At 32.4% G+C, this 17,781-nt stretch carries 18 protein-coding genes, 1 tRNA gene and 1 rRNA gene; 1 reads left to right on the top strand and 19 read right to left on the bottom strand.

Translation table 11 applies throughout. The features are described 5' to 3' along the window. Positions 1–229: 229 nt before the first annotated feature. The 14 genes from cas2 to arcC form a co-directional block, all read right to left on the bottom strand. Entirely contained in the window at positions 230–508 is a 279-nt protein-coding gene (cas2, locus tag BM157_RS12395; protein WP_090141404.1) for a CRISPR-associated endonuclease Cas2, read from the bottom strand. Positions 509–646: 138 nt separating this feature from the next. Next, complete coding sequence (gene cas1b / locus BM157_RS12390) at positions 647–1,639, bottom strand: type I-B CRISPR-associated endonuclease Cas1b (RefSeq protein ID WP_090141403.1); 993 nt, start codon at positions 1,637–1,639, stop codon at positions 647–649. 26 nt (positions 1,640–1,665) lie between these two features. After that, positions 1,666–2,160: a CRISPR-associated protein Cas4 gene (gene cas4 / locus BM157_RS12385; protein WP_090141402.1), complete on the bottom strand. Its 495-nt coding sequence runs from the start codon at positions 2,158–2,160 to the stop codon at positions 1,666–1,668. Between the two features lie 49 nt (positions 2,161–2,209). Then, entirely contained in the window at positions 2,210–4,708 is a 2,499-nt protein-coding gene (locus BM157_RS12380; RefSeq protein WP_090141400.1) for a CRISPR-associated helicase/endonuclease Cas3, read from the bottom strand. 81 nt (positions 4,709–4,789) lie between these two features. After that, positions 4,790–5,512, bottom strand: coding sequence for a type I-B CRISPR-associated protein Cas5b (gene cas5b / locus BM157_RS12375; RefSeq protein ID WP_318255995.1), 723 nt, complete (start codon positions 5,510–5,512; stop codon positions 4,790–4,792). Further along, positions 5,499–6,377, bottom strand: coding sequence for a type I-B CRISPR-associated protein Cas7/Cst2/DevR (gene cas7i / locus BM157_RS12370; RefSeq protein ID WP_090141397.1), 879 nt, complete (start codon positions 6,375–6,377; stop codon positions 5,499–5,501). Before cas7i ends, cas5b begins: the two co-directional genes overlap by 14 nt. Before the next feature lie 13 nt (positions 6,378–6,390). After that, on the bottom strand, positions 6,391–8,160 hold the full coding sequence (locus BM157_RS12365) for a Cas8a1 family CRISPR/Cas system-associated protein (protein ID WP_090141395.1): 1,770 nt from the start codon (positions 8,158–8,160) through the stop codon (positions 6,391–6,393). Between the two features lie 84 nt (positions 8,161–8,244). Next, on the bottom strand, positions 8,245–8,967 hold the full coding sequence (gene cas6, locus BM157_RS12360; RefSeq protein WP_090141393.1) for a CRISPR-associated endoribonuclease Cas6: 723 nt from the start codon (positions 8,965–8,967) through the stop codon (positions 8,245–8,247). A 375-nt stretch (positions 8,968–9,342) separates the two neighbouring features. Beyond that, positions 9,343–9,480, bottom strand: a complete 138-nt coding sequence (locus BM157_RS13140; protein ID WP_318255994.1) for a hypothetical protein — start codon at positions 9,478–9,480, stop codon at positions 9,343–9,345. A gap of 61 nt (positions 9,481–9,541) precedes the next feature. Next, positions 9,542–9,904 carry a flavodoxin gene (locus BM157_RS12355; RefSeq protein ID WP_318255993.1) on the bottom strand — a complete coding sequence of 121 codons (363 nt, stop codon included), beginning with the start codon at positions 9,902–9,904 and terminating at the stop codon, positions 9,542–9,544. 4 nt (positions 9,905–9,908) lie between these two features. Next, positions 9,909–10,604 carry a hypothetical protein gene (locus tag BM157_RS12350; protein ID WP_090141390.1) on the bottom strand — a complete coding sequence of 232 codons (696 nt, stop codon included), beginning with the start codon at positions 10,602–10,604 and terminating at the stop codon, positions 9,909–9,911. A 579-nt stretch (positions 10,605–11,183) separates the two neighbouring features. Beyond that, positions 11,184–12,821, bottom strand: a complete 1,638-nt coding sequence (locus BM157_RS12345; RefSeq protein ID WP_055174348.1) for an ABC-F family ATP-binding cassette domain-containing protein — start codon at positions 12,819–12,821, stop codon at positions 11,184–11,186. 52 nt (positions 12,822–12,873) lie between these two features. Then, positions 12,874–13,329: a hypothetical protein gene (locus tag BM157_RS12340; RefSeq protein WP_147581263.1), complete on the bottom strand. Its 456-nt coding sequence runs from the start codon at positions 13,327–13,329 to the stop codon at positions 12,874–12,876. A gap of 138 nt (positions 13,330–13,467) precedes the next feature. Further along, positions 13,468–14,406, bottom strand: a complete 939-nt coding sequence (arcC, locus tag BM157_RS12335; RefSeq protein ID WP_022501412.1) for a carbamate kinase — start codon at positions 14,404–14,406, stop codon at positions 13,468–13,470. Between the two features lie 238 nt (positions 14,407–14,644). Between arcC and BM157_RS12330 the strand changes: the two genes are divergently transcribed. Continuing rightward, entirely contained in the window at positions 14,645–15,448 is an 804-nt protein-coding gene (locus BM157_RS12330; protein WP_090141388.1) for a S8 family peptidase, read from the top strand. Here BM157_RS12330 and BM157_RS12325 read toward each other — a convergent pair. The 5 genes from BM157_RS12325 to BM157_RS12305 form a co-directional block, all read right to left on the bottom strand. Beyond that, entirely contained in the window at positions 15,435–16,136 is a 702-nt protein-coding gene (locus BM157_RS12325) for an SdpI family protein (RefSeq protein ID WP_090141386.1), read from the bottom strand. The two genes, BM157_RS12330 and BM157_RS12325, sit on opposite strands and share 14 nt — an antisense overlap. A gap of 14 nt (positions 16,137–16,150) precedes the next feature. Next, positions 16,151–16,420, bottom strand: a complete 270-nt coding sequence (locus BM157_RS12320; protein WP_022501415.1) for an autorepressor SdpR family transcription factor — start codon at positions 16,418–16,420, stop codon at positions 16,151–16,153. Positions 16,421–16,859: 439 nt separating this feature from the next. Further along, complete coding sequence (locus BM157_RS12315; RefSeq protein ID WP_022501416.1) at positions 16,860–17,111, bottom strand: hypothetical protein; 252 nt, start codon at positions 17,109–17,111, stop codon at positions 16,860–16,862. A 270-nt stretch (positions 17,112–17,381) separates the two neighbouring features. Beyond that, positions 17,382–17,452, bottom strand: a tRNA-Trp gene (locus BM157_RS12310). Between the two features lie 128 nt (positions 17,453–17,580). Further along, positions 17,581–17,781 (bottom strand): 23S ribosomal RNA (locus BM157_RS12305); the annotation flags it as partial.

Below are 17,781 nucleotides of genomic sequence, written 5' to 3'. Positions count from 1 at the left end.
AAGAAATTTACATTCCACTATGTATCTATTAAAACACGTGGTCTTAAATGACATTATTTTGATATCTTAATTTATACCTTTTTGTCGACTCCTATTATTTATATATATTATTATCCTAAAGATTTTATCCAACAATTACAAATATCTGATAAAACCTACATTGTCGACCTTATGGTTATTTTACATCATTATCATTCGACAGACAAGATTGTGCAATACATATATAACTTTATATTATAAAATCTGTTACATTATCCTGTCTACCCCACAACTCTTTATCAACCCACTTCTGCTGTCTACTTTTAAATAAAATAACAGAATCCAGTTCGTTATTAATATATGGAGCTAATTCTTTTTGCATTTTAATTAATTGTACTTTTGATAATTCTCCTTCAAAAACCGAATTCTGTATATGTGTCATATATTTTTTACATATTTTAAATATATGACACCATCTTTTTCTTCCATTTTCATCCTTGCTTACATCATATACTAAAACAATATACATACACTAACCTCATATTTTATTTATATATGTTAAATGTCGTTAATTTCATACATGATACCAGAGTCAAGAGGTCTAAGCCCACATGAGCTTGCTCATAAGTTGGTGAAGAACCTTGGAACCCGATATCCATATATAATATTACCACCATATCCTAAAACCTTCATATTCCTTTTCACCTATTAGATGTTTGATAAGTTTATATGCCTCTAACCTTATCAAATACTGATATGATACCTGTCGTCCAAGCTCTTTATGCATTATTGTCTGTTTCATCTTTTTTTCAAATTCCGAAACAATAAGTTTAGAAGCATCCTTTTTTAAATGTAAATAATTCAATTCTTTTGTGAAACTTTTTTCTGTTATTTGTTTTCTATTAAGTAATGAAAATATCAATCTATCACCAATCAATGGTTTGAATACTTCTGATATATCAAGGCATAACGAATATCTTCTAATACCAGGTTCATGTAAATAACTTATTGTTGGATTCAACTGCGTATGATATATTTCGCTTAATGTTCTTGTATATACTAGTGAATTAACAAATGAAATTAATGAATTAATCATATTATCTGGAGGATGCATTACTCTTTTATCAAATTCTATTTCCTGATTAATAATTACACTCCATGCAGCATAATATTTTTTTCGTATATTTCCCTCAATCCCCATAAGTTCTTGTATAGATTTTACACCTACCAATCCTGTACGCAAAGAATCTATATCCTTCATATAATCTGATACATTTTTATCTCGTCCATTATAATATCGTAAGTTTCTATATATATTATCTGCTGCCGCCTGAATAAACTTTTTAGCTATTAAAAGTCTTTTATCATATTCTGTATAATGCTGCACCTGATTTACTAATAACTGACCTGCAAGATTACTTTCTTTAGGATAAAAACTTCCTGTATAGAAATTATAATAATTAAAAAAATGTATCGGTATTCCATACTGGGATATGTAACTTAAAAATGTCGTATTAAAAGACATTTCTGACATAACATATATATCTGATATACGCTCTATAGGTATATCTCTTTTTTCACCATCATATGATGTAAATCTTAATGTATTATCTTTTCTTTTTAAATCTCCATTATTGTATACATAAAAGCTCTGCTGCATTTTATTCCTCCACTTACTACATAATACTATATAAAACACATATCAAAATAAGCGCATTTTTTACATATCTTGGTTTCATTCAATTCTGGTGGCAGTTTATACTCCTTTATTTTATTAATATCATCAATAATTTTATCAAGTTCCCTGCAATCCTCATCTGTTAGCTCTATCTCTATATTTCTTTTAGCCAAAGGATAGTCAATCTTTCCAGTAAGCCCTTCTACGCCTCTCTTTTTCAAATAATATAGATAGTACTTTAACTGCCATATTCCAGCTTCCTCTATCGCCTTACTCTTTTTCACCTCATGTAATTCTTTCTTCTCACGTATGAAATCAATATTAATAGCATCATCAATATTAATATGCTTGTCATCCCTTGCATAACTATTCTCATCCAGCAATTTACCAAGTTGTACATTTTCATTGCCATCTTCCATTGTAATCTGATGACAAAAATACCACAGTTTTCTTTTACATATAAAATAATAATATATCATTACACCTGTTATTTTATCTTCCATAACTGTAAACCTCATAAATACTACATACTCTTGATATTATTAACAACTATTACATAAATATAGAAGCCTGCGTCTGTTTTTTTATTAATCCACTTCCCGTACATTTATCTATATCAAATTCATAATCCATACTTGCTCTATGTATATTCAATTCTGCTTGCCTTGCTTTGTTTTTCCCATCCCCATTGCCACTTTCCCAAATAACACATTCGTCAACTAATTCTGGCAATTTGTACTTATTATATGTTGGCAACGACAAAGTCATATCCGATATTTTAGATGTAAATATACTTCTAATGTCCTTTTTAATATATTTATCATTAATTATCTTTAAGCAATTGTCTATAAAATCAATATTTTGGTTATATATGTTATCAGGTATTATCGTAACACTATTTATATTGCGGAATTGTCTATCAGCTTCTTGTTTACTATACTCTGCCTCCTTAATTATTTGGAAATTATCTAGAGCCTTCTTTATATTTTGGTAATAAGCAGTATCTACTAATTCCTCTGTACAATACACCCGGTTTATGTATTCATTCTTTTCTCTTTCTGCTAAAGGTCTTCCTGTATAATCTTTCAGTATATTTACTGAGCGATTATATATATCTTTATCATATATATAACTAATGCTTTTTTTCTTATTACTTTTTACATCATCACCATTAAGTATTTCTACCGAATTTCCTTTGCTATTAATTTCTTCTGCAATATATATATGAACATTAGCCTCTATAGGTACATAACGCATATGTCTGTTACACCTTCCTAGACGTTGTAATAAACTATCAACCGTGCTCATTTCTGTATACAATACATCAAAGTCAATATCTAGACTTGCTTCTACAATCTGCGTTGTTATCCATATACCAGTAGACGAATTATCCCTTGAAAATGACATTATATTTTCTTCTAATATTCTTCTATGTTGTTTTATAAAATTTGAATGTAAAAGATGTATTTCTGTTTTCTCTTCATTCATCCAGAAATCGTATATATCACATATTTTTTGGTACAACACCTGAGCACTGCTGATAGTATTACATATTACTAACACTTTTTTATCTCTGGCATCTTCAATAACTTTATCTACATTAATATCTCCATACTCTGCATCAAGCCAATGTCTTACATTTTCTGCCACTGTTGAAAAATCTTTATATTCATAATCTACTGCTTCTATAAGACCATATTCCTCCATTAAACTTCTTAACACTGGTGGAAATGTTGCCGTTATAATTGCAAAATGTCCTCCCATATCTGATACAATTTTCAGACCATATATAATTGCTGCTATAATTTCCGAATCATATGATTGTATTTCATCTATTATAACTTTAGAATATTTAAGTGTTGCTGCAAATATTTCTGTTCCCAATGCTTTGTATACAAACTTAAATATCTGATCAACAGTACACACAGTCAATGGAAAAGAAAGCAGCTTTGCCTTTTGATACATATTATAAGCACTTTCCTCTCCCTTTCTGCTTTCATCTATAAAATGCTGCATACTTCCTGAATGTAATAATGTAACATCACCATAATTATATGTTTTCTTTATTCTGTCATATATAGCATTAGATGAAACCATATATGGCAATGTATAAAAACATTTTTCACCATCAGCCCACAATAAAGCTGCTTCTGTTTTTCCCATTCCTGTTGGTGCTACTACTACTAGATTCTTATTAATATTCTCTTTCATATATAGCTGCATAGAATTAAATTGCATATTATGTGACTTAAAGTAAGAATAAATATTGTTAACTAATATTTTGTTATCAATATCCGAAACCTGTTCTGCTTTATCATAGCCTGAACTAACAGTATAATCGAACTTGTTTAACAGACCTTTGACTAGCGCATATTTTTCCCATACATTATTATCAAGCCTCTTATTAACTGATGTTTCATTATTTCTAAATAAAATTTTATTAACATTGGCTGCTCTTATCTTTTTTTCTTCTCTTTTATAAAAATCAGCCAGATTATCAATATAGTATTTCTTACAGAATTCCTTTATTTGAGCACTTTCCCACTTATCTTCCCTGTCATGATGATGGTAAACAGCAGTTATAAATATCTTAAAATCTTCTACTGTACAATCTGGAACCATATTGCTTAATTCATCCTGAGATATACTTACTGCACTTAAATATCCATGAGGAATTTCATAATCGAAGGTTTCATCTAAATGTAAATCTCTATTACCTATTTTAGTCTGAAATACTATGTTAGCTTTACCAATATCATGTATTCGACATGCTTCAACAACAAGCTTTTTCTCTTTATCCGTAAAATATCCACCATATATTTTAAAAAAATTCTCTGCACATATTACTATATCTTCAAGATGCTGTTTTAACGTAACCTGTCCTTTTTCCGTTATATTTATAAACTCATCAATGGAATTATCAATAGCTGTTTTTTCACTTTGTGTGAGATTATCTTCTACTATTTCTATTGCAGATTTAATCTTTTTAACAATTTCACTTTTCTCATCATCAGATAAACTTTTTGTTGCTGACTTTGCATAATACTCCATATGTTCTCCTTCTACTCTGTCAAACTCTTATGTAATTATTGATAAATAAATCTAATTCCAATATGTATCTATTAATTTTAATTACGCAAATACTACTACATCTTCTGATTGTGAATCATCTACTAAAATATTTTCTATCTCTATTCCACTAGGATAATAAAAAACTTTAACCCGTCCGCCTTCTTTCTCTGACTTCCATCTACGCAGCCCCTGTTTAGTTATCTCATACTCCTTATTAAGGGTATAAACAGTAGAATTACTGTTTTCATAACCTCTTTCCATAATATATGATACTGGAATATATATATTATGCTTTGTATCTGCTTCGTCCTCTTCTCTTATATTTACTATATCAACACTTTTTATATCTATTAAATCCTCATATCTTCCAAGCGACAGATACATAGGTGGATTTTTAAGTGCCTCATATATAATCTGCATATCCTCATCTTCTTCTGGTAAAATATGAATAATTATCTCATTTTCACAGACTAATTCTACATTAGCCACTCCTTTGAATACTCCATATTTTTCACCATCTTCAATGCATATATTATGTCGTCCTTCTTCATATTTTGCCCCAGATGAAAAAGAATATCTTGTATACAGTTCAGAAATCATTCCCTGATTGGTTCCCTGTATACTCAATTTCATCCTATGATATCTCTTAAACCCACATGCTGCATGTATCATTCCTATGATTGTTGAATATGGTGGAAGTGGATACGTTTCTTTTATGATAAAGCTGCTTGGCTTTTTATAATTAGCAAGATTTTGAAAACAGTGTAGTCTAATTGCTTTCATCATAATATTCGCTCACTTTCTCTTTCAACTGGCTAAATGCTTTTGCTACTGTCACTGCGTGTAACTTTTCCTTAAGCTCTGTATCATTGTCAAATATATCCGATACAACTCCAACAACCGTATTATCATTTATACTGTCATCCCCCTGCATTAAATCTACAAATGCACCTGTCCTTATACTATTATTCTTAATACGAACACAATTCTCAAAGAAAGGATTTTTCCTAGCATAATTACCGCCAATAACAAATAGTGGTGAAAGATTTTCTCTTCTTCCTTTAATATCTCTATATAAATACTGTACGGCATCTAATAGTGCATTTACTCTTTCTGTCTTTTGTTCTGGTGATATACTTATATCTACATCCTCTCCTACTCTGTCTAGATCAATCGATAATGTATATGTGTAATACGCCCTGTGTATCTCACTCTGTGCAATAGCATTACCAAGATTTTGTCGTTTTGCAAGTCCCATATTGGTGAGGAACTCTAATTCACCCTGATAAGGCTCAAGAGATATCGCATTACTCAGTCTTGCCACAGCGCTTCTTGTTGTTGCTCCACCCTTAAGATTATCATCTTTAGATGTCGTCTTCATATAACCAAATAAATCTATCTCTGGATACTCTTTTATTGTAGCGGACGGTGCAAACTGAACAACCCCACTCTTTCCATCCACAGGTGTATCATCCCAATTAAGCTGCTGAACTAAATTATACCTTATAGCCTGCCTTGATATATATGAGTACTGTTGATAATCTCCCCTTGTCATCTTTTTCAAAGTTGTTATATTTCCTACGCCCTCACCATAATTGGCACTCTCTGCCAAGAATACCATTGTTAATGTTAATCCATCCTTTTTCATCTATATGCCCTCCTTAATCATTCTTATTATCTTGTTTTTTAGAATTTGAATTGCATCCTTTTAATCCGAGTAAAAATGCATATCCGTACTCTTCAAATAATGCTGGATTATTAAACATATTTACAAACGCACTAGGAACTACCAGCTTACCTGCCTGCTCCTCATTCGCAGGTATCTTGCAGGAACTATATAATCTCATCACTATTTCAAGATACTTTCCTGTATTCTTTGTCGAAAGTGCATTCATAAGCTGATACAACGTACCTCTGATACATTCATCATCTTTAGCTCCCTTTGATGCTAATAATGCTGTACGAAGTGAATAACCACTATTCATGACTGCTAATCTGTTCATAGCTATCTTACCTCCATTCTCTTTGCCACTTTTAACTATATTGCTCCACAAAAGTACATTATAAATCCAGTAAGCAGAGGCATTATAAGCTGGTGACTCTATTGATGCCCTTAACACTCTGTTAAGAAGCAGCTCCTGACCTTTAAAGTTCAGTATATTAAGAACAACCTGCTCATGAATATTAATATACTCTCCTTCTATCATAATATATGGATACATCTGCATATATTGTAAAGCATTCTGGACCTTTTTCTCTTTAATAATTTTCAATGCATCATTACTTACAACTGCAAAAACATACTTATCATCCTGCTTCGTACCTCTGATTATTACCTGGACACTGGATAATTCTTTAAGTTTATATTCCATCAGCCTGTTCAACATTCTTGCAAACCACTGTGAATAACTTTCTTTTTCACGCTTTACAGCATTATCCGGATATATATCATTTTCTTTTATATAAGCATAATCATTCTTTTTATTAGCCTCTATCATCCCTCTAATGGAAATATTTGTATTAAGAAATGCAAATCGGCTTCCTAAAAGATTAAATCCCAACGGACATAAAGCATAAATAAATGCACACTCAGGACACAAAAAAGCATCCACTTTACAATTCCAAAAAGCTGATTTTTTTCTTGAAAGATCATCCGCCATATCCTTCATAAATGCTATTGAAACCTTGTCCCTACTACCCAGCAATTTTCCACAGTCAATGCATATATCTTTATCCTTACTATGCAATTTCTTAACATATTCTTTGAATGGTTCTACAAAATCCTGTTCAAATAATATTCGCATATTTTTCTTTGCATTAGCTCTTAATAAAAAACATTTTCCATCCCAAAAACGGTTAATATAATTATATATAACACTTTTCATAACAAATGTTTCTTCACATAAAGGCTGCTTTAAAAATATATTTAATTCTTCTAAACGCCTTTTAAGTTCACACGCATCTAACTTGAAGCTCAGCTTTTCTTTCTGCAGATTCTCATATATATATGCATTCTCTATATCATTCTTTATATTATCAAAGCCTGACTTGTAACTATTGGATAAAAGCTTATCACTGATAAACTTAAGCATATCTTTATTAGCAGAATTTTCCTGCCATACATCATTATCTATTTTGTCTATAATAACATTAATATTATCTAAAACTCTTGCATACACCGTACTATCTCTGTAATATTTAACACAGGCTTTAAAAAATATATCTGTCCAATCAGCATTTTCTATAAAATCTTCATCCAGCCATAATCCACTTTCATATGGTTCAAAACCATATTCAGTACTTCCCTGCTCTTTTATGCCATATTCCCTGCCTTCAAGAATATCTATATTATATTCCTTAAGCATATAATATAACCCGACAATACCAGCATTTTTAAGAAAATCCCCCGGTATTATAAGATGCTTACTCATTTCTTACCTCCTCTCAATTTAATCAAATTATTTGTATACACTTTCAACTCCAATGCATACTTATATACCATACATATTGTTACGTTACATCAGCACTTCCCACTTACCATGCCCTACACTACGCCTACTGCCAAGTCCTGACTGATAAAGTATATTAAGCAGCTCTTGATTTCCTGTTATTTTATAAATGCCTATATTGGCATCTATCTTTCTTCCAAAGCAATTAACTACAACTTTCTTGCCCTTCACTGGCAACAGTGAAAAATCTTCCATGGATATATCCAGATTAACCTTCTGCAAGAATATTGAAACATTATCTCTTACCTTATCAGCAAATTCAGCACTGTCATATGTATAATATTCATCTTTATTAGTATCTGCATTATGTTGTCTTACAATAAGTGGACTTTGCATTTTAATAACAAGTTCATTATCAACAATCTCTTTTCTATTTTGTGATTTTATTGAAATAAGTTTCATTGCATTGTTATTAAGCGGATATTTCTTCATTCTCATTAATTGAAATGAATTAAACCACTCTATGGTCTGTCCCATATCTGCATCAGTGAAAAATATTTTAAATCTCGTTTCTTTAAGTTTTATCACATCTTTGTCAAAAACAGCTCCTGGCAGATATACACTATATGTAAATGTTTTTATTATTGACTTACTTTTATCATATAATCTTTCAAACATTTCCTGTGAATAATTATTACTTGCTGCCTTTAAAAAGCTCACAATTGTTCTTTCATATTCTACTGGCAGTTCTGGCTTTTCTAGCTGAAATTCTAATACTAACTGAATCATCAATTTCACCTCCTTTATTATCTTCTTATGCTATAGATATATCACTTATTATTATATATGTCAATATAAAAGTTATCTATTAGGTGCTAATTTATTTCAATGTCTTTATATATTGATTTTTTTAATTTTTTACTGTAGAATTCTAAGTTATAAACATTTACCATACTGGAATGTAAATAATAGATAACTATTATATATTTTATTTTAATATCAACATATTGGAATTACTATTTGATAATATTCTACCACCATCTAAAAAAGGAATTGCCGCAAATTTACAACAATTCCTTTTTTCTTTTTATTATATTTTAAATTTTATCTAAAACACATTATATATCTTTTTAGTATACACAAAATACACTTCCACTGTTAAATCTATTTATAAGAATCTTTATTTTTATCAAGAAGAGCTATCATTTTTTCCTTTACATCTTCTGGTTCTAACTCTTCCACGTTGCCAAGTCCTATAAGCCATCCTAATAATACATTTGATTTGACCGCACAGAATGTCACAAGTAATTTCTTTTCATCAGTTTTTCATTATGTTCATCTTATACATTAATGCCCCTATATTCTACTTAATATCCATAATAAATTTCTCAAGTTTATCATGATTATTCTTTGCCATTTCGCTATTACGGTCTGCTAATGCAACCTCATTTTTTATATTTTTAAGTGTCTTTGACAACTGCGCCATGCATCTGTCATTATCTCCGCCGCCACTAAATGTAAATACTGCATCTATTTTATCAGCTATTCCATATTTTTTTATAAATGTATATACTGGTGCGGCTGGCATTCCTGCCCATATAGGTGTGCCTAATATAATTTCATCATAGTAATCTATATTATCTGGAACACCTTTTATCTGTGGTTTTCTGCCAAATGTTGACTGCATTCCATCAACAATCATCTGCCTTACTGTATTTTGAGGCAATGGCTTAAGTAGCTCTATGTGCTTGCGCAATTGCACAAGCCTCTTCTTTCGTGTTAGTTTGAAGTCCTGTTAAAGTTCCATCTGAAAATACAGTACCTATTTTATATCCTGTTAATGGGTCAATACCTTCATAGATAGAGTAAGCTTTTCCTGTATAAGAATTTATACCTTCACTAATTTTAGTCCATTTTCCAGTTGCAACTAATCTTTCTTCATCTGTTAATGTTGTAGCTGTTGGTGCCTGAGGAGTTACTACTGGCTCTGGTGCTGGACTTGGTTCTGCCGGAGCGGCTGGCTGCTCTACTGGTGCTGCATCTTCCCAGCCTGAATTAATATTTTCTTCTGGCTGTTCTGCCGGTGTTGTATCTGTCCAGGTTGCATTTATATCTTCTGCTGGCTGTTCTTCAAGAACTGTATTATTAACTTCTTCTACACTATCACCATTTCCCTGATTTTCATCTATTACTGCTTCAGCTACTAAAACTTCTTCATTAGAAGCCTCTGTATTTTCTACGGAAGCTTCTGTTACTTCCTGCTTGTCCGTTGCATTTTCTGTGCTTGTTGAATTAACCTGTTTTACTGCAACTGTTGTTGTCTGAGCTTCTGTTGCTGTAGAAGCCTGGTTCTTGCCACCACAAGCTGTCGCTGTTACCAATGCCGCCATTATTGCAGCTGTGATTATTATTTTTGTCTTTTTCATTTTTATAATCCGCCTTTCTACGAAAGGCACCAATGCGCCATGAAACATCTTGGCTGACTTTTGCTTTTCTAATTTATATTTCTTCTGATATTATTTACCTATAATCTAAAGCAATCTCTTTTCTCATATCATTATCCAGTAGAACAACTATCTCCCTTCCTTTATGTTTTGTAACGTGTAATTCCATGTATCTGATACCTCCAATACAATTATTATATGTCTAATAAGTAAAATATCTTTTATTTACTATATATTTTACCGTATAAAGAACATACGTTCAACAGTTATACTACTGTTTAATAATCTTTTAATATTCAATTTTTAAGGTACACTTACTTTACAGTAATATACCTCAACAAACCCTTATACTTACTACGGTTTATTAGGGTATATCTATTCTTTTACTTTCTATACATTAACTACTAAAGATAACATATTTTTCCTTTCAACATATTTAAAATTAGGTAATAACAGCTTGTGTATACACACTTATATTGCATACATAAGCTATCAACACCTGACTAATACTAATATATGGGGATGCCACATTCGTGACAACCCCATCCTAAGCATTAATAATTAATCTTCATCATCACTTGCAGCTTCTGCAAATCCCTGACGTTTTCTTGCCATCTCATCGCTCTCAAGATACTCATCGTAAGTTGTAATCTTATCAATAAGCTGCCCTGATGGAACGATTTCCATAATTCTGTTAGCTGTAGTCTGAATGAACTGATGATCGTGTGATGTGAAAAGTGCCACACCTGGGAACTTAATCAGTCCATTATTAAGTGCTGTAATAGACTCCATATCAAGGTGATTAGTAGGGTCATCAAATATAAGTACATTAGAACCCATAATCATCATCTTGGATATAAGACATCTAACCTTCTCTCCACCGGAAAGTACCTTAACCTTCTTAACACCATCATCTCCAGCAAATAACATACGTCCAAGGAAACCTCTTACATATGTAGGATCTGGATCTGGTGAATACTGTGTAAGCCATTCAACAATTGTATCCTCTCTGTTGAACTCTGCCGCACTATCCTTAGGGAAATATGCCTGTGAAGTTGTTACACCCCATTTGTATGAACCCTCATCTGGCTCCATATTACCTGTAAGAATATTAAATAAAGTTGTAGTTGCTAATTCATTAGAACCAACAAATGCAATCTTGTCATCTTTATTAACAATAAATGATATATTATCAAGCACCTTAACACCATCAATTGTCTTAGAAATACCTTCAACCTGAAGTACTTCATTACCAATCTCTCTTGCTGGTCTGAAATCTATATAAGGATACTTTCTGCTTGATGGTCTGATTTCATCAAGTTCAATCTTCTCTAATGCTCTCTTTCTTGAAGTAGCCTGCTTAGACTTAGACGCATTAGCTGAGAATCTCTGAATAAAATCCTGAAGTTCCTTAATCTTTTCTTCCTTCTTCTTATTAGCTTCCTTCATCTGCTTAATAATAAGCTGGCTTGATTCATACCAGAAATCATAGTTACCAGCATAAAGCTGAATTTTGGCATAATCAATATCTGCAATCTGTGTACATACCTTATTAAGGAAATATCTGTCGTGTGATACAACGATAACAGTATTATCAAAATTAATAAGGAATTCTTCAAGCCACGCAATAGCATCAAGATCAAGGTGGTTAGTAGGCTCATCTAATAAAAGAATATCAGGATTACCAAATAAAGCCTTAGCAAGAAGAACCTTAACCTTCTCACTACCATTAAGTTCTGACATAAGCTTATAATGAAGATCTGTAGTAATTCCAAGCCCGTTAAGAAGCTGTGCAGCATCTGATTCTGCTTCCCAGCCATTCATATCAGCGAACTCTGCTTCAAGCTCACTTGCCTTATTACCATCTTCCTCTGTGAAATCTTCTTTAGCATATATTGCTTCTTTTTCTTTCATTATTTCATAAAGGCGTGTGTTACCCATAATAACAGTATCTAATACAGTGTACTCATCATACTTGAAGTGGTCCTGTTCAAGGAATGATAATCTCTGACCTGGTGTAATAGATACATCTCCCTTACTTGGTTCAATCTGACCAGTAAGTATTTTTAAAAATGTTGACTTACCTGCACCATTAGCACCGATAAGACCATAGCAGTTACCTTCTGTAAACTTAATATTTACATCTTCAAAAAGGGCCTTTTTACCTATACGAAGTGTTACATTGTTTGCACTAATCATTAATCATAACCTCCAGTAATGTTAAACATTACAATTATAGATGGAATTGGGATTAATTGCAAGTATTCTGATTGAATATATCATTGACAACATTACACACAATATCATCAGCAAGCTGATACATCTTACAATTCATCTCATAATTGTCCTCGCACTCCTCACAATCACATATAACACTTTCAAGCCAGCCACCTCTTTTGGGCAAATTCTTAATCTTAATATGGTTGTTGACTACATATAATTTAATCTTCCCCTGTTCTGATAATTTCTTAACAAGCTCCAGATAATATACTCCTTTAATGTCATTAAGCATTTCATATGATATAAATAACACAACATACCTGTGCTTAATAAACAGTTCATTATTCTTTCTTGTATTCATCTGCCACAGCAGATTATTAACCCTCCCTTCCTCAAATACATTCAATACATTAATACCCTTAAATTCTAAATGTTCCATCAGACTATCCATATCTGAATTCTTCTTTTGCATCCCCATTAAAAGCAAAACAACACCTCCTGATAATTATTATAACCATATTCTACCACATAATTATATATATTATCGAGAGATGTTGTAATTCATCAAATATATGTTGTAATTGAACCACTTATTGTTGTGCAGGTTCCATTATATGTCACCCAGTTAAGCTGTTATTGTAGTTCCTGCCTTTCCGTCTAAGCCTTCTTTAGCCTGCTCAAGATTAGCAATAACTGCCTTTCTGTCTGAATCAGCTGCAACAAATCTAATTGATGCATCTACCTTAGGGAATGTTGTCTTAGCTGGGAAATGTCCAGCTTTAATATACTGGTGAAGATCTGCTGCTGATACATTGTCAAATACCTTCTCGTCAGCTGTTCCCTTGCCAATTGTTAGCTTATCATAAGCTGTAAGGAATAATAATGTATCTGCTCCGACAAGTTCTGCAAGCTTAGCTGCTGTGTAATCCTTCTCTATAATAGCTGATGCACCCTTAAGGTGTGAACCTTGCTGTAATACTGGAATTCCACCGCCACCGGCAGCAATAACAATCTGATCTGCCGAAAGAAGTGCCTTAACAGCATCAATCTCATATATATCAATAGGCATTGGAGCTGCAATTATTCTTCTGAACCTGCCTGGTTCTTCTTCAACTACATAGTTACCCTTTTCTTCCTCTGCTTCGGCTTCTTCCTTAGTCATATATCTTCCGATTATCTTAGAAGGCTCAGAAAATGCTATATCAAAAGGATCAACTCTTACCTGAGTTATAATTGTTGAAACTGTCTTATAGATACCTCTGTTAAGAAGCTCCTCCCTGATTGCATTCTGTAAATCATAACCTATATAGCCTTCACTCATAGCACCACATACTGACATAGGAGCAACAGTCCTGTCTTCTGGCTCAAGTCTTGCAAATTCTGTCATAGCTGTCTGAATCATACCAACCTGAGGACCATTGCTGTGTGTAATTACTATCTGATACTTAGCTTCTACTAAATCTGCAATAGCCTTAGCTGCTTTCTTAACATTTGCCTGCTGTTCTGGGAATGTTTCTCCGAAAGCATTTCTTCCTAATGCAACAACAATTCTTTTCTTGTCCATAACGCAACCTCTCACTTTTCACGAATATTATACATATTATCAATGCCTTTAATCTTACATAAAAACTTTCTACTCGAAAATCTCAGATAAAAGCAATTCCAATTACTTAAATGTATTATGTATTTGAATATTATATAAGATTTTAATACAAAAAGCAAATATAAGACATCAATAATCAACGCACCAATCACAATTATTATGAATAAAATATTTATATAGAGCATAACTGAGGATAGATATGAATAATAATATAGGTGTTGCTGTACTTGATACAGGCATATATAAGCATATAGATTTTGGAAACCGGATAATCGCATTTAAAGATTTTATTAATAATAGAGCATTTCCATATGATGACAGCGGTCACGGCACGCACGTTTCAGGCATAATCGCAGGCGATGGCTATGCAAGTCACGGCCGATTCAAAGGAATAGCCCCTATGAGCCAGATTATATCTGTTAAGGTGCTTGACTCCAACGGCAATGGCAATATAGAAAATGTTATTAAAGGCACTAAATGGATAATCAATAATAAAGATATTTACAATATAAAAATAGTAAATATTTCCTTTGGCACTACCCACAACCCCTCCAATACTTCTGAACTAATAAAAAATGTGGAAAATATGTGGAATGAAGGCATTATTGTTGTCGCCGCTGCCGGTAATAGCGGTCCAAAGTCCCACAGCATAACCGCACCCGGCACAAGCCGCCTTGTCATTACCGTTGGCTCTATTGATGATAAGACATTTAATTCCGGCCGCGGTCCTACTCTTGATGGCATTCTTAAGCCCGAACTTGTTGTCACTGGCTCTAATATCACAGCGTGCAATAATAAAAAAAATGGATATTCCACCAAAAGCGGAACATCCATGTCTGCACCAATTGTAAGCGGTGCAATCGCCCGTGTTCTTAATAATCACGATTATACTCCTGACGAAATCCGCCAACGGCTTAAAAAATGCTGTCACAAAGTCAATCTTGCCACCAATCAGCAGGGCTGGGGACATCTTGATATAATACAATTTATTAAAGGCCCTTGACCTTATAAAGCCAGAATGAATAAGCAACACTTCCTATGCCTGTCACAAGAAATACAGCCATAAATATAATAATTGTCACTTCATCACTCAATACATTATTAAGCAATGCAATTATTATTGAAATAACACCTGCCACAACATATACCTTACCTGCCATTCTATGTGTCATATTCCAATTCTCTTCGCTATTTAATGTCCACGGAACTTTAATTCCTATTGTATAATTCTGTTTCAACTTTGGCATATAATTACCAAGCCCTATAAACATAACACCAATGATAAAAAATACTGCCATTGTCATACTTACTTTACCACCAAGTGCTATTATATATATAAGTACATTAATTAAAATGGTAATCAATGGAACAATCCATATTGATACAAGTACAGGTTTATGATGAATCTGCTCTTTTCTTGGATCAATATATAATTTAATAAGTACACCAATCTGGATAATTGCACACAGACAAGGCATTATAAATATTCCCTCAGCCTTAGTCGCCAATCTGTCTACATTGCCTTTAATTCCCCAATGAACAGGCAATTCATCGGGAAGCTTATTCCACAACGCCAATCCTATAATAATTGGTAGCAATGTAGCGATAACCGATATTACTGCCATTGAAAGGCTTATATTAGAATTATTACGGCTATTATCATTTTGATAATCAGTATTATTATCTTTCATAGATACTCTTCCTCCTAATTTTCTTTATTCTTTAAATCAGATAACCACATCATCAGTTCCTCTAGTACTGTGAGATTTAATTCATAGTAAATAAAATTCTTTTTTCTATTTTCTCTTATTAAATCTGCCTTTTTTAATACTTTCAAATGATATGATACTGTGGCTTGTGTCATATCGAACTGTTTAGCAATCTCTCCCGCCGAAAGAGGCTTATTCTTTAACATCTCTAAAATATCCCTCCTTGCCGGGTCAGATAATGCCTTAAAAGTATCTGCAAATGCCAAACATATCACTTCCTAACTTTGTCTAATTATTGTTCCATTCCGTGCTGTATTATAATTATAATTTATACTATTTAGAAAAATATCTAATTAGAAATCTATCTAAATAGTAATACATATTATTTATAAAGTCAATATGTATTATCTATTTTCTTACATTTGTTAATTATCTCTTTTATTTGAAATTGAATATAAGTTTTTTATCAATATATTTTAACCACCATCAAAGTTATTTCAAAAAAGATTAAACCGCCCTCAGCCATTGAAATAAAATCAAATAAAGAAGGTCTTAAAAATCAAAAACTGCATAATTCTCCTCCATTCCAGGTGGGAATTTGCGTATTTTGACTTTTAAGACCTTCTTTATTATGACATTCTAAGCTTTGAATATTTTAAACATTTAGAATTTTAAATTTTTCTATTTTAAAATTCTAAATGTTCTTTAAAGCAAATTATTGATTATAGGATATATATTAATAAATCCCTCTTTCTGCTGTTCTGCCATCTGTCTTGTATATTGAAGTACATCTAACATAAAATACTGAATTGCAATCATTGCAAGTGCTAATACTATAATTACAACAAGTGGTATCCACTTATGCTGCTTTAACCTGTCCATTAATTTGCCGTTATTCTTACCGCCCGCTCTATTACCATTGTTCTTATTATTCTTAAAATAGCTGCTGTCTACCATATACGCTCCTGAATATATTATTAATTATGCTATAATAATTGATTATATACATATCTTCTTAATGATAACATTATATTATTTCTGACGCAATATTTATAATTATGATTTACATAAGTTTAATAAATAGCTTTATCTTTTAGTCATATCGCATAAGTTGCTTTGACAATAAGCTGATAAACTTTATTTCATAAGATACTAAATTAAAATAAAAAAAGCTTTTACATTATCTCCTAATGCAAAAACTATCTTCTAACTTATATAAAATTATAACAGGGGTGGAGAGAATCGAACTCCCACCAAAGGTTTTGGAGACCCCTATGATACCACTTCACCACACCCCTATCTAAAGGAATAGATTGCTCCTTCAAAACTGCACATTAAATATATCTTATACATCCGTATCCTGTCAAGTACTTTCGTACTTTCCTTAAGAATAACTCTCTTTGTTCTATCCAAACCTTAACCTCTTTCGGTTAAGCCCTCGACCTATTAGTACAGATCAGCTCCATATGTCACCACACTTCCACCTTCTGCCTATCTACCTCGTCGTCTTCAAGGGGTCTTACTAGATTACTCTATGGGATATCTCATCTTGAGGGGGGCTTCACGCTTAGATGCCTTCAGCGTTTATCCCGTCCCGACTTGGCTACTCGGCCATGAGCCTGGTGGC

This window comes from [Lactobacillus] rogosae (assembly GCA_900112995.1).
Taxonomy (GTDB): Bacteria; Bacillota; Clostridia; order Lachnospirales; family Lachnospiraceae; genus Lachnospira; species Lachnospira rogosae.
Note: the sequence above shows the minus strand (reverse complement) of the source record. Positions and strands in the feature narration are given on the sequence as shown.